At 54.2% G+C, this 13,471-nt stretch carries 15 protein-coding genes; 10 read left to right on the top strand and 5 right to left on the bottom strand.

Going from position 1 to position 13,471, the window contains the following annotated elements; all coding sequences use genetic code 11:
- Nucleotides 1-35: 35 nt before the first annotated feature.
- A complete protein-coding gene (locus BVC71_RS07525) occupies nucleotides 36-1,262 on the bottom strand; it encodes an argininosuccinate synthase (RefSeq protein ID WP_086451279.1) in 1,227 nt (408 codons plus the stop codon).
- Nucleotides 1,263-1,387: 125 nt separating this feature from the next.
- On the opposite strand from BVC71_RS07525, the gene BVC71_RS07520 reads away from it, so the two are divergent.
- Nucleotides 1,388-2,149 carry a hypothetical protein gene (locus BVC71_RS07520; RefSeq protein ID WP_133064504.1) on the top strand — a complete coding sequence of 254 codons (762 nt, stop codon included), beginning with the start codon at nucleotides 1,388-1,390 and terminating at the stop codon, nucleotides 2,147-2,149.
- On the opposite strand, the gene BVC71_RS07515 is transcribed toward BVC71_RS07520, so the two are convergent.
- Complete coding sequence (locus BVC71_RS07515) at nucleotides 2,146-2,577, bottom strand: NUDIX hydrolase (RefSeq protein WP_086451016.1); 432 nt, start codon at nucleotides 2,575-2,577, stop codon at nucleotides 2,146-2,148. The two genes, BVC71_RS07520 and BVC71_RS07515, sit on opposite strands and share 4 nt — an antisense overlap.
- A 78-nt stretch (nucleotides 2,578-2,655) precedes the next feature.
- Here BVC71_RS07515 and hslO point away from each other — a divergent pair, with 78 nt between their 5' ends.
- From hslO to BVC71_RS07485, 6 genes are all read left to right on the top strand, one after another.
- Nucleotides 2,656-3,657, top strand: coding sequence for an Hsp33 family molecular chaperone HslO (gene hslO / locus BVC71_RS07510; RefSeq protein ID WP_086451015.1), 1,002 nt, complete (start codon nucleotides 2,656-2,658; stop codon nucleotides 3,655-3,657).
- Nucleotides 3,644-4,237, top strand: coding sequence for a CoA pyrophosphatase (locus BVC71_RS07505; RefSeq protein ID WP_086451014.1), 594 nt, complete (start codon nucleotides 3,644-3,646; stop codon nucleotides 4,235-4,237). Before hslO ends, BVC71_RS07505 begins: the two co-directional genes overlap by 14 nt.
- Nucleotides 4,228-5,364 (top strand): CCA tRNA nucleotidyltransferase, encoded by a 1,137-nt coding sequence (locus tag BVC71_RS07500; protein WP_086451013.1) that lies wholly within the window; start codon nucleotides 4,228-4,230, stop codon nucleotides 5,362-5,364. Before BVC71_RS07505 ends, BVC71_RS07500 begins: the two co-directional genes overlap by 10 nt.
- A gap of 131 nt (nucleotides 5,365-5,495) precedes the next feature.
- Nucleotides 5,496-7,331 carry an ABC transporter ATP-binding protein gene (locus tag BVC71_RS07495; protein WP_086451012.1) on the top strand — a complete coding sequence of 612 codons (1,836 nt, stop codon included), beginning with the start codon at nucleotides 5,496-5,498 and terminating at the stop codon, nucleotides 7,329-7,331.
- Between the two features lie 44 nt (nucleotides 7,332-7,375).
- Entirely contained in the window at nucleotides 7,376-8,575 is a 1,200-nt protein-coding gene (locus BVC71_RS07490; protein WP_086451011.1) for a class I SAM-dependent RNA methyltransferase, read from the top strand.
- 77 nt (nucleotides 8,576-8,652) lie between these two features.
- A complete protein-coding gene (locus BVC71_RS07485) occupies nucleotides 8,653-9,144 on the top strand; it encodes a L,D-transpeptidase family protein (protein WP_086451010.1) in 492 nt (163 codons plus the stop codon).
- On the opposite strand, the gene dalA is transcribed toward BVC71_RS07485, so the two are convergent.
- The gene (gene dalA / locus BVC71_RS07480) at nucleotides 9,141-9,647 is read right to left on the bottom strand and encodes a divisome-associated lipoprotein DalA (RefSeq protein WP_086451278.1); all 507 of its coding nucleotides are present in this window, start codon (nucleotides 9,645-9,647) and stop codon (nucleotides 9,141-9,143) included. The two genes, BVC71_RS07485 and dalA, sit on opposite strands and share 4 nt — an antisense overlap.
- A 161-nt stretch (nucleotides 9,648-9,808) precedes the next feature.
- On the opposite strand from dalA, the gene BVC71_RS07475 reads away from it, so the two are divergent.
- Nucleotides 9,809-10,393, top strand: coding sequence for a L,D-transpeptidase (locus tag BVC71_RS07475; protein WP_086451009.1), 585 nt, complete (start codon nucleotides 9,809-9,811; stop codon nucleotides 10,391-10,393).
- Between the two features lie 146 nt (nucleotides 10,394-10,539).
- Complete coding sequence (locus BVC71_RS07470; protein ID WP_086451008.1) at nucleotides 10,540-10,725, top strand: hypothetical protein; 186 nt, start codon at nucleotides 10,540-10,542, stop codon at nucleotides 10,723-10,725.
- A gap of 59 nt (nucleotides 10,726-10,784) precedes the next feature.
- On the opposite strand, the gene hemH is transcribed toward BVC71_RS07470, so the two are convergent.
- Nucleotides 10,785-11,858, bottom strand: coding sequence for a ferrochelatase (hemH, locus tag BVC71_RS07465; RefSeq protein ID WP_086451007.1), 1,074 nt, complete (start codon nucleotides 11,856-11,858; stop codon nucleotides 10,785-10,787).
- Nucleotides 11,859-11,908: 50 nt separating this feature from the next.
- Nucleotides 11,909-12,673, bottom strand: a complete 765-nt coding sequence (locus BVC71_RS07460) for a methyltransferase domain-containing protein (RefSeq protein WP_240516809.1) — start codon at nucleotides 12,671-12,673, stop codon at nucleotides 11,909-11,911.
- 82 nt (nucleotides 12,674-12,755) lie between these two features.
- On the opposite strand from BVC71_RS07460, the gene BVC71_RS07455 reads away from it, so the two are divergent.
- Nucleotides 12,756-13,466, top strand: a complete 711-nt coding sequence (locus BVC71_RS07455; RefSeq protein WP_240516808.1) for a ComF family protein — start codon at nucleotides 12,756-12,758, stop codon at nucleotides 13,464-13,466.
- The last annotated feature ends 5 nt before the right edge of the window (nucleotides 13,467-13,471 follow it).

Here is a 13,471-nt window from a genome sequence, read left to right as displayed (position 1 = left end):
GGGACGGCCATCAATCAATCAATTGAAACGCTGCGTCAGCCTTTGACGCGGGCGTTACGTGCAGCCAACAATTTCAGGCGCAGTGCGTTCAGCTGAATGAAACCTGCTGCATCTTTCTGGTCGTATGCACCTGCGTCGTCTTCGAATGTGACGTGCGCTTCGGAATACAGGGAATGATCGGACCAGCGGCCAACGGTGTTCACCGAACCTTTGTACAGTTTCAGGCGAACGGTGCCTGTTACGTGCTCTTGGGATTTGTCGATCGCGGCTTGCAGCATTTCACGCTCTGGCGAATACCAGAAACCGTTGTAGATCAGTTCGGCGTAGCGTGGCATCAGGCTGTCTTTCAAATGACCTGCACCCGAATCCAGAGTGATCTGTTCGATACCGCGGTGCGCCTCTAGCAGGATGGTGCCGCCTGGAGTTTCGTAGATGCCGCGCGATTTCATACCGACGAAACGGTTTTCAACGAAATCCAAACGACCGATGCCGTGTTTGCGGCCGTATTCGTTCAGCTGAGTCAGGATGGTTGCTGGCGACATGTCTTCGCCGTTGATTGCAACTGCATCGCCTTTTTCAAAGGTGACTTCGATGAATTCAGGAGTGTCTGGCGCGTCTTCTGGGTGAACGGTGCGCTGGAACACGTAATCCGGTGCCATATCGGCCGGATCTTCCAAAACTTTACCTTCGGATGACGTGTGCAGCAGGTTCGCATCAACCGAGAATGGCGCTTCGCCGCGTTTGTCTTTGGCGATTGGAATCTGGTTCTGTTCAGCGAATTCCAGCAGTTTGGTACGCGACGACAGATCCCATTCACGCCAAGGCGCAATCACTTTGATGTCTGGGTTCAGGGCATAGCACGCCAGTTCGAAACGAACCTGATCGTTGCCTTTGCCGGTCGCGCCGTGTGCCACAGCGTCAGCGCCGGTTTCACGTGCGATTTCCACCAGACGTTTGGAAATCAAAGGACGCGCGATCGAAGTGCCCAGCAGGTACAGGCCTTCGTATACGGCGTTTGCGCGGAACATCGGGAAAACGAAGTCGCGAACGAATTCTTCGCGGATGTCTTCGATATAGATGTTTTCCGATTTGATGCCCAGCATCTCTGCTTTGGCGCGTGCTGGTTCCAGCTCTTCGCCTTGGCCCAAGTCAGCGGTAAAAGTGACAACCTCACAACCGTATTCGGTTTGCAGCCATTTCAGGATGATCGAGGTATCCAGTCCGCCCGAATAGGCAAGGACCACTTTCTTTGGTGCAGACATCTGGCGCTCCTTTGTGAATATCCATGGCGCGATACCTGTTTTTCTAATGGCAAGCAAGGGTAGCCCATTGACCATTTGCCCGTATTTATGGCCTTTTGGCGGAAATTTGGATTGGGAGTTTCATCGTGGCTTGGAAAATTGTCCTTCACGCGTTTCGCATGATTTTCGGTAACATTGTTGACGCGTTAAAAGTGTCAGTTGGGCCAATGTTGATTTTCGTCGTCTTAACCCTTGTTGTGGGGCAGATCGTGAACTTGCCGTCTGGGTCGTTCCACGACATGGGGTCAGTTCAACCCGATACTGCGGGCACTATGTTTTTCGCCGTTTTGATCTTGTGTGCTGCAGCGATTTTCATTTTTGCGTGGATCGCTGTCGCGTGGCACCGATTTATCCTTCTTGAAGAATATCCAGGTGTGTTGCCGACATTGGCAGATCGTCCGATCGGACAATATGTGGCGAAATCTTTGATTATCGCATTGATTTTGATTGTGATCGGCGCGGCCGCAGGCATGGTGGTCATGATGCTGCTGTCAATGGGTGGATTATTCCTGTTGTCCATCGGCATGTCGGTCGTGCTGTTGCTGATCAACTACCTTGGCCTGCGTTTCGGTCTTATGCTGCCTGCCGCCGCCGTTGGGCAAAATATGTCGATTGGCGAATCCATGGCTAAAACCAAAGAATCCTCGGGCCAGATTCTGGGCGTGACAACCATCCTGATCGCGATGAATTTCGCCTCTACGCTGATCGTGGGTATGTTCTATGAATTTGCCACAATTATCGCGTTTGTTTTGGACATCGCGACCAACTGGCTGTTTATCATGCTGAACGTCAGCGTTTTGACAACGCTATTTGGCCACTTGGTCGAAGGCCGAGAAATCGCGGACTAAAGCAGGCTTTGTACGAACGCACGGTCGCCCACGCTGGCGATCGTGACAGCCGCCTGATCGGCAGGCATCCAGACTGGGGTATGATCAGGTTCTAGCGGGTCGCTGACCTGCATGATGGGCCGCGCCATATACATGTTACAGATCTTTTCGGCCCATTTGTCGTAATCCGGCATGTAACAGAACCGGCGGTAGGCGCCCAATTTGCGCGGCGCGGCGATGGTCCAACCGGTTTCTTCCATGACTTCGCGGTGTAGGGCCGCAATGGGGTGTTCACCCGCATCAATGCCGCCGCCCGGCAGCTGGAATTCGGGGTTTTCGCCGTCCTGAAGCGTCACCAACAACTGATTTCCGCGCGGCAAAATCACGTATACGCCTGGGCGTGCTGTGTATTGAATGCCTGTTTGAACTGGTTCACCATATCGTTTCATAACGATTACCCCTTGGACCTGCGACTGATGCGCTTATATGGACACGATATGCCAAATCGCGCCAAGTAAGGAAAGCCTATGAACCTCGGCAGTCAAATCGCATGGGACGACACTGTGCTCCCGTTTCAGCTGGATGCATCGGACGTGCGCGGCCGCGTGGCCCGTTTGGACGGTGTGCTGGATCAGGTGCTATCGCAGCACGACTATCCCGCCCAGATCGAAGCGTTGGTTGCGGAAATGGCCCTTCTGACCGCGCTGATTGGTCAGACCATGAAATTGCGCTGGAAACTGTCGCTGCAAGTCCGCGGTGATGGTCCTGCACGTTTGATCGCGACCGATTATTACGCCCCGCAAAAAGAGGGCGATATCGCCCGTATTCGTGCCTATGCGTCGTTCGATGACACCCGTCTGGATGCATCGAAACCAGCCTTCGACATGATCGGCAAAGGCTATTTCGCAATCCTAATCGACCAAGGCCAAGGTATGACCCCGTACCAAGGCATCACCCCAATCGCGGGCGGTTCGCTGGCAAAATGCGCAGAAACCTATTTCGCGCAGTCCGAACAGTTGCCAACGCGGTTTGAACTGTCCTTTGGTAAATCCACATTGGCAGGTCAGGGCGAAAGCTGGCGCGCGGGCGGCGTGATGCTGCAACACATGCCCAAAGCATCGCCTTTTGCATCCGGCGAAGGTGGTTCTGGCGAACAGGGTTTGCTGGCCGCTAACGATCTATTGGACGAAGACGAAGGCGAAAACTGGAACCGTGCGAACATCCTGCTGGATTCGGTTGATGATCTGGAATTGATTGGCCCATCGGTTCAGCCAACCGAATTGTTGGTTCGCTTGTTCCACGAAGAACAGCCGCGCGTTTACGACCCGCAGTCGGTGAAGTTCGGCTGTTCCTGTTCAGCAGACCGTGTTCGCGAAAGCCTGTCGATCTATTCGGCCAAAGACATCGCGCATATGACCACGGACGAAGGCATCGTAACAGCGGACTGCCAATTCTGCGGCGCGCATTACGAATTCGATCCCAACACGCTGGGGTTTGAGGCATCGGTAAAACCGGATGACGCTGAATAATTCGATAGAACAATTATTGATCTCCGCCCTCGCGAAAAAGGGCGGAGATTCTTCGGATTTTGATCTGAACCCAGACACTAAACTGGCTGAAAACCGCATTTTGAAACCAGCTGCTGTTCTAGTAGCGTTTCACGAAGACGGGCGGTTGTTACTTACCAAACGGTCCGCGCGGCTGAAACATCACCCCGGCCAGATCGCCTTTCCTGGTGGTAAGGTGGAACAGGGCGAAACATTGGAACAAGCCGCCCTGCGCGAAGCCCACGAAGAGGTGGGCCTGCCACCTGATCAGGTCGATATTCTAGGCCTATTGCCCCCCCATGAAACGGTCACGAGCTATACGGCAACGCCAGTTGTTGCGATGATCCGTGGTGATTTTGATCATCGCGCAGAAGAAGGCGAAGTCGCCGAGATCTTTACAGTCCCGTTTGATCACATATCAAACCCATCGAATTTCAGGATCGAAGGACGGCGTTGGCAGGGGCGTAAGCGGTACTATTATGTCGCGCCTTTTGGTCCGTACTACATTTGGGGCGCAACAGCACGGATGCTGCGCGGTCTAGCGGGGCGGCTATGCGACTGACGGCGGATTGGCTGACCAGTGCTGCGTCTCAGGCTGTGTGCGGTGCTTTGGCTGATGGCGGATATCAGGCCTATTTTGTCGGCGGCTGTGTGCGCAATGCCCTGATTGATGCGCCAGTGTCGGATTTGGATATTTGCACAGACGCACGGCCAGAACAGACCCTAAAACAGGCGGAATTGGCAGGTCTAAAGGCGATCCCGACAGGTATCGATCACGGCACAATCACGATTATCGCCGATGGCATACCATACGAAGTCACCACGTTCCGCCGCGATGTGGAAACCGATGGCCGGCATGCCAAAGTCGCCTTTTCCGATACATTGGAAGAGGACGCAGAGCGCCGCGACTTTACGATGAATGCGCTTTATTGTGATGCGTCAGGGCAGGTCATCGACCCCGTGGGTGGATTGCCTGATTTGAAACGTCGACATGTACGATTCATTGGCGATCCCGATGCCCGCATCCAAGAGGATTACCTGCGTATTTTGCGGTTTTTCCGCTTCACTGCGTGGTACGGCGATGATGCGCTGGGCATTGATGCCGATGGGTTGTCTGCCTGTGCGATGCATTCAGACGGGTTGTCGCAAATATCGGCTGAACGTATCGGCGCCGAGATGCGCAAGCTATTGTCTGCGCCAGATCCGTCAGTGGCTGTTGCCTCTATGCAGGCCAGTGGTGTTCTTTCGGCTGTGTTGCCGGGTGCGTCTGCTGCGGCATTACCCATTTTGGTCCATATTGAATTGGACGAAGCGGCGAAACCGATCCGCCGTCTGGCTGTGATGGGTGGCGAAGATGTGGCTGGTCGCCTACGTTTTTCAAATGCGGAACGCAAAGAGTATGATGCAATTCGCGCTGGGTTAGAGACTGATTTGGCAGAACTGGGGTATCGGTTCAAAGAAACCTGCATTGATACCTACCTTGTGCGGCAGGCGCTGATGGGCCAGCCAGTTGTGCAATCCGAAATCGACCTAATCAAGCAATCCAGCCGTCAGGAATTTCCTGTCCGCGCAGCTGATTTGATGCCTGCCTATTCCGGTGCCGCGTTAGGGGCAAAGCTGAAAGAGCTAGAGCAAAAGTGGATCAATTCGGGCTTTTCGCTCTCGAAATCGCAATTAAGCGACGGCTAGCGTTTACCACTACGTTAAAGGTCCTATAGTCAATTTCATTAGGCCCGATTGGGCAAACGCCTTTTAGCCGATATTCATAGAATATTCCGCCACCGACGTTGCTTGGCCCCAAGAAACGCAAGGAATACCGCATGACATTCGTGACACAGTGGTTGGAAAAACTGATTGATCCTTTTGCGCCTGCAAATGGAACGCCCCCGAAATCGCTGATCCCATTCGCACGTTGGTCATTATCTGGCTCGGAAAAGGCAATAGCGTTGGCGCTATGCGCGGTATCGTTTGCAGGCATGGTTGAACTGACGTCAGCCGCTTTTGCGGGGTGGGTCGTCGACCGTGCGGCGAATGCTGTGCCCGGTGCCTATTGGGATCAATTTGCACCGCTGATTATTTTCGGGTTGGTGTTTTATATGATCGTGCGGCCCATTGCGCTGACCGTTGATGCCGCAACAACTTCGGTCGTTATGGGGCCGCATCTGTTTCCATTGATCATCAGCCGGCTGAACCGCTATGCGCTGGGTCATTCCATGCGGTATTTTGAAAATGATTTCGCTGGGCGGATCAGTCAAAAATGTATGCAGACCGCTCGGTCGTTGACGGACATTGTGATTGAAACCGTCGATGTCGTCATTTTTTCATTTATGATGTTCATCGGCGCTTTGATCCTGATGGGCGGTATTGATGGGCGATTGCTGATCGGATTTGCGGTTTGGGGTCTGCTGTACGGTTGCGCCCTGTGGTATTTCATCCCCCGCGTCATGCAGAAATCCAAGGCACGGGCCGGCGCCCGTACCGTTGTAACGGGGCAGCTGGTAGATACCCTGTCAAATATCGCAACGGTCAAATTATTCGCGCACAATTCATTCGAAGATCGCGCTGCGCTGGACGCGCTGGGTACGTTTCGGGATCGTGCGTTAGAATTCGGGTATTTGTCCGCAGGGTTCCGCATGGTCCTTATGACATTGGGAGGTATTTTGCCCGTGATGTCCATTTTGGGCAGCCTGTATTTGTGGTCGATCGGGCAGGCGACTGTTGGCGATATCACGGTCACCGCGATGATTGGGTCGCGGCTGAGCATGCTGACAAATCGTTTGGGTTTCACTGCGATTTCTATCTTTTCCAGCATTGGCGAAGTCGAGGATGGCATGCAAACCCTAGCCAAAACCCACGAGGTCGTAGACCGACCCGATGCTGCGACGATGCTGGATGCCCATGGTCCCATTGAATTTGATCGCGTCGGGTTTTCCTATGGCAGCGATATTACGGCCATCCAGGGTCTAGATCTAACCATCAGGCAGGGCGAAAAATTGGCCGTGGTCGGGGCGTCGGGTGCCGGTAAATCGACCTTTGTGTCGTTGCTTTTGCGGTTATATGACGTGGAACAGGGGCGAATTTTGATCAACGGCGCTGATATCCGCGACGTGACCCAAGAAGCGCTGCGCCGTCAAATTTCGGTGGTGCGTCAGGAAACGGCGATGTTCAACAGGTCTGCGCTGGACAACATCCGCTATGGCAAACCCGATGCAACGATTGAAGAAGTCATTGAAGCTGCAAAGCTGGCTGCGGCAGACGATTTTATTGCCGACCTTCGGGATGGCCGGGGCCGCACAGGATATGACGCCTATCTGGGGGAACGAGGCGTGAAATTGTCGGGTGGTCAACGTCAACGGATCGCGCTGGCACGCGCCATCCTGAAAGACGCGCCAATTTTGATCTTAGACGAAGCCACATCCGCATTGGATTCTGAGGTAGAGGCCGAAATTCAAACCAGTCTGGACCATGTGATGGAGGGCAAGACCGTGATTGCGATTGCCCACCGATTGTCGACGATTGCGCGGATGGATCGGATTATTGTGATGGAAAAAGGCCGCATAGCAGAAATCGGAACGCATTCTGAATTATTGGCGAAACAAGGCATCTACGCAGGATTTTGGGCGCGCCAATCGGGTGGATTTTTAGGGGCAGAGTGATCGCGCCCATTGACTGATCGCGCCTAGTTGCTAATCACCGCTGCATGAAAATTGAATCCATCACACATTTGGGTCTGGGTCGCGCGGACGATGGCACTTTGGTGCCGCGTGTTTTACCCGGAGAAGAGGTCGAGCTGACAGACGATGGCGTGCGGGTTTTATCCCCGTCCTCAGATCGGATCGCTCCTGTCTGTCGTCATTTCAAGGCGTGTGGGGGCTGCGCTATGCAGCACGCTTCAGAACCGTTTGTGGCACAGTGGAAAACGGGCATTGTCGAACGCGCTTTGGCGGCGCAAGGAATCGATGCGCAGGTCGAAGGCGTTGACACGTCGCCTGCAAATTCGCGTCGTCGGGCTAAACTGTCGGGTCGCCGCACCAAGAAAAGCGCTCTGGTCGGGTTTCACGCACGCGCGTCGGATACAATTGTGGAAATTCCTGATTGCCAGCTTTTGACGCCAGCAATTCTGAAAACGGTTCCTGCATTGGTCGAATTGACCCGCATGGCAGCGAGCCGCAAGGGTGAGATCGGGCTGACCGTGACCGACAGCATCGACGGCGCGGATGTTCATATTTCAACCTCGGTTGAATTGACCGAACAGTTGCGCGTTGATTTGGCAGCTTGGGCGAATGAATACGATATTGCACGGCTGGTCTGGGGTGATGAACCCGTCGTGACATTGCGACCGCCACGCCAGAAATTCGGTGATGCGCGGATCGTGCCGCCTGCTGGTGCATTTCTTCAGGCCACAAAAGAAGGCGAGACCGCGTTGCAGTCGGCTGTTCAGGCGATCATCGGTGATGCCGCGCGCGTAGTTGATCTGTTTGCGGGGTCAGGGACGTTTACGTTCCCAGCAGCCAAAACGGCAAACGTTCACGCCGTCGAAGGTGACAAGGTCATGATGGCGGCCTTGGATCGTGCATGGCGTGATACCCAAGGTTTGCACACCATCACGACCGAAGCGCGTGATTTGTTCCGTCGTCCGTTGTTGCCCGACGAACTGAATGAATTCGATGCTGCGATCATTGACCCCCCGCGCGCCGGAGCCGAAGCGCAAATCGCGGAAATTGCGGCCTCTGCCCTGAAAATTGTTGCGATGGTATCGTGCAATCCGGTCACGTTCGCACGGGATGCAAAAACGTTGATAGATGCAGGGTTTGAGATCAGCGCGCTACGTACGGTTGATCAATTCCGCTGGTCACCCCACACCGAAGTTGTGGCAGCTTTTGTTCGTTCAAAAATGTGATCAGCAGCCTTCTAGCGACGCATAAACAAATCGTTTATGCTGTGGATAAAATAGCGAAAAGCTAGAGGCAGTGAGCAATGTTTACGCGGCGCAGTTTTATTCTGGCCTTGGGCGCAGGATTGGCGGGGTGCACGACACCGCGCTTCAAGACCTATGATGGGCCTGATGTCACCGGCATTTACGTCAGTAAATCTCAACGGCGTTTGTATCTGATGAACAACGATTCCGTGTTGGCTGATTATGCGATGAAGTTGGGATTTGCGCCCGAAGGCCACAAACAATTCGAAGGCGACGGTCGCACGCCCGAAGGATTGTATGTAATTGACCGCCAAAACCCGAACAGCGCATTTCATCTGTCGCTGGGTATTTCCTATCCAAATGCACAGGACCGCGCATTTGCAAGGTCACAAGGGCGGTCGCCCGGCGGAGATATCTTTATTCATGGTACGCCGTCGCACGTTGATGCGAACACGGATTGGACCGCGGGATGTATTGCGGTCCATAATCATGAGATCGAAGATATTTTTGCGATGGTGAAAACCGGTACGCCGATTTTGATTGTCGCTTAGGCTGATTGACCCAACACCATCGTCCACCAGATTTTGCCGTTTGGTTCTTGGAACCATGCGAAACCCAAATCGGTTGCTTTGGTGTCCATGATCACGGCACGGGTATCTGTTTGGCTGACCCAAGCTGTCAGCGTTTGCAGTTCCGTTTCAAATGTTTCGGAAATCGCTTCGCCAACAATACGGCCTTCGTATCCGACGCGGCGACCACGATCCAAAGGCGAAGATCCGTCGGATCCAAAATGCCACGGGCGGTTTTGCAACGACATGTCGCGCGAATGGGTGGCTGCGGCAGCGTTCAATCGTGCATTCAGTTGTACGGGTCGTAAACCTGCGCTTTGGCGCAATGCATTCACGCCATCCAGAACGCGGAACTGAATGGCACCTTCGTCTGCAGGGTCAATCATATAGATGCGGACACCGTTTGGCGTTGTAGCGACAGGGGCAGCTGCACATGCCGATAACCCCAAAGCACCCAAACCAAACACAACACTGCGACGATTCATTGCGAACTCCATTCTGATGGACCATCCATATCCATAGCGCAGTGGCAATTCAAACCCACCATAGGCAAGAAAGCGACTTCTCCCGATGGTGTGAATTGCTTGTCACAGTACAACCTCCTATTTTACGGGGAAATCGGGCGATCCCGATAGGAGATATCGTTATGACCACCAGTACTTTTAGCCGCCGTGCTTTTCTTGCGGCGACGGCTGCGACCATTGGGTCGACTGCAGCCGCGCAAACAACGAATTCCACCGAAATCGAAGGCGATCTGTCGCAGTCGTTGCAGCGCAATATTTCCAGTTTCCGGTCGCTGGACTGGCAGCCGTATTTCACGAACCTGAATAACGGCGCTGTTCTGGTCGATACACAAAGCCGCGCGTTGCATTTCTGGTCCGAAGACCAATCGGTCTACAAATTGTTCCCAACCTCTGTCCCAATGACCGCTGACCTAACGCGCTTGGGCCGGACAGAAATCACTCGCAAGGTTGTTGGACCCGATTGGCGCCCCACTCCGTCGATGTTGGAACGCAATCCCGACTGGCCAGACTACATCGGTCCGGGGCCAGACAATCCGCTGGGGACGCATGCGTTGCACCTGTCGTGGACCTATTATCGAATCCACGGCACACACGATACGCGAAAAATTGGCCGCCGATCATCAAACGGTTGCATAGGTTTGTACAATGAACATATCGCAGTTTTGTATGATTTGACCAAAGTCGGCACACAAGTGTTGCTAATTTGACAAATTTGACCAAGTGATCGTGTGAAAAACATCTAAATTGCTTGGCAAACCTCAGAAAGTTCTAGTTTACAGAATATACGAGGTAAGTCTTATTTGTCGGCTACCGCCCTCAACCTTGGTTAGTCGGCAAGAATTGGAGAAATATTATGAAAAAGATCGCTCTGGCCGCTGCTTTCGCTGGCGTTGCATCGACCGCTGCTGCAGGTGGCATGGCTCCTGTAGTCGTAATGGAACCAGTAGTAGTTGAAGAAGCTGCTGCACCATCGTCGTCGAACGGCCTGATCATCCCAATGATCGCACTGGCACTGATCGCAGTAGCATCGCAGAACTAATTTCTGTTCTGTAATCGAATTAAAAAGGGCCGGTTGCGTTTGCAGCCGGCCCTTTTGCTTTAGTCGATCCAACCCGCAAGGTTGGTTTTGATGATATCTGTTAGTGCATCGATATGCGCAGGATCATCATTCAGGCACGGGATATAGGTGAAATGTTCACCGCCTGCGTGCTCAAAGCTTTCTTTGATTTCTTCGTTGATCTCTTCCAGCGTCTCGATGCAATCGGCGCTGAATGCTGGGGCGCAAACGGCGATGTTGGTGTGACCTTGTTCGGCTAGGCGCGCGACTTCCTCTACCGTGTAGGGCTGAAGCCATTCTTCGGGGCCGAATTTCGACTGGAAGGTCGTGATGATCTGATCGTCCGCCCAACCCAAGCGTTCCTTTAGCAAACGGGTCGTTTTCGTACATTGGCAGTGATACGGATCGCCGCCTTCGGTCAGATAGCGTTTCGGCAGACCGTGGTAGGAACAGACCAGTTTGGTTGGCTTTACCTCGGCTGCGTCATAGGCGCGTTGAACGGATTCAGCCAGCGCGTCGATGTATTTATCGTGTTCGAAATACGGGGCAACAACGCGCGGCACGGGCTGCCATTTTTCGTCCATCAGGGCGCGGAAAAACTGATCATTCGCGGTCGCCGATGTTGCGCCTGCGTATTGCGGGTACAGAGGAAAGAACAGGATTTTGTCACAGCCCGCAGCGACCATTTCGCTGACCTTGGACGCGGTCGATGGATTGCCGTAACGCATACAGAAATCCACGATGACTTGATCGCCATAGGTGGCCTCAATCTGTTTGCGGATGGCATCAGTCTGGTCGCGCGTGATCGTCAGCAACGGGCTTTCGTCGCGTTCATTGTTCCAGATGGATTTATAGGCCGCGCCCGATTTTTGCGGACGGATCGACAGGATGATGCCCTGCAGGATCGGCTGCCATTTCCACGCGGGGTAATCGATCACGCGTTTGTCTGACAGGAATTCGCTTAGGTAACGGCGCATGGACCAATAATCGGTGCCGTCTGGCGTCCCTAGGTTGGCCAGCAAAACGCCAACGCGCGCTGGTTTGACTTTGGGGTGATCCTTTGGCGCGTGGGCCGGACAAACGGCGATGCCGCCGGTGTTCTGGGTCTGGGTCATATTCCTCGTTCCGCGTTTTAGGGGCAGAGTTAATCCGCCAGCCGCATTGGTCAATTGTTCGTATCGGGTAGTTTCAGCTCTTTTGCACCCAGCGCGTCAGCAAGCCGCGCCTGAGCCGATCCAGGGCGCAGTGGTTTTTGCTGATCGTCCGAAGGGGCCCAGCCGGTCAGATAGATGATTTCAAAGGTCGCGTTGATGCGTCCCTGATCGTCAACGTAGTGGGATTTGTAAATCTCGCCCGCGGTTTCAAACACAGCGCGGCGGGTCGGGGTGCGTAGACGCGCGTCTAATGCGTTGGATTCGCCCATCGCCCGCACATCCCGCATCAGCGCCCAAATATCGGCGTATGACACGTTTAGGACCGCCGTATCCGCCACAGGCAGCGCAACCGATGATCGTTGCAGCAGCGATCCCATATCGCGGATTTCGCCCATTGGCGCGATACGTGGGGACAGGCCGCCTGTCACGCGGCTTTCGGCTTCGGCCAGACAGGTGCGCAGTTCATGCAGAGTTTGACCGCCGAACATCGCGCATAGGAACAACCCGTCAGGGCGAAGCGCGTTGCGAGATTGGACGATCTGTCCAATCGGGTCATTGGCCCAATGCATCGACATGGCATGGATGACCAGATCGTGCTGCAATGGTTTCAGATCCAGCAAATCCGTGTCGGCAGCATGTGTGGCATTCGGGAAATACTGGCCCCAATAATCGGGCTGCCCCGACACAACAGCCACATCCGTAAAGGTTCTGTTAACCTCGCCGAGTCTTTCCTGAATTTCGTCCGCGACGGCATCGAACAGAAAGGTTTCGGTCATCCGGCTTCGGTTTTTATTCAGCGCGGCGCGATCAGTGATTTGGGGCGGTTTGTTCATAGGCTGTATGTAAGGAAAACTATCGATGTTGCAAAGCATCCTGCGAATGGTCATGCCACGTCAATGCGGCCTATGTGATGCGTTGACGGAATCCGACACTGGCCTGTGCCCCACGTGTTGGGCGGATACGGACTATGCCTTTGGTGCGATTTGCACGTGCTGCGGCGTGATGTTGGTGGGTGAAGGCGATGGGCATTGCGATGATTGTCTGGCCACCCCCCGCGATTGGGATCAGGGGCGCACCGTGTTTGGATATTCCGGCGCTGGGCGCAAAATGGTACTGGGGCTGAAACATGGGGACAGGCACGATCTGGTGCCTATGCTGTCACGGCAAATGGCGCGCGTTGCGGCTCCTTTGATGGAACCAGACACTATTCTGTTGCCCATTCCGCTGCATTGGACCCGATTTTTGAAACGGCGGTACAATCAGTCGGCCCTGTTGGCGCAGGGGATCGCAAAACGATCCGCCGTTCAAGTGATCGAGGATGGGTTGCTACGCACGGTGAGAACCAAAACGACCCAAGGCATGACGCGCGACGAACGGATTGCCGCGCAAAACGGAACAATCGCGGTGAACCCCAAAAGGACAGCGATCATTTCAAACAGGCCCGTCATTTTGATCGATGATGTTATGACCACAGGGGCGACTTTGGGAGCCGCAGCGCAGGCTGTACATGCCGCTGGCGCACGGCGGGTATGTGTGCTGACACTGGCGCGCGCGGTCAAAGACCCCTAGATACA

Origin of the sequence: Marivivens niveibacter (assembly GCF_002150005.2) — a bacterium.
Taxonomy (GTDB): domain Bacteria; phylum Pseudomonadota; class Alphaproteobacteria; order Rhodobacterales; family Rhodobacteraceae; genus Marivivens; species Marivivens niveibacter.
Note: the sequence above shows the minus strand (reverse complement) of the source record. Positions and strands in the feature narration are given on the sequence as shown.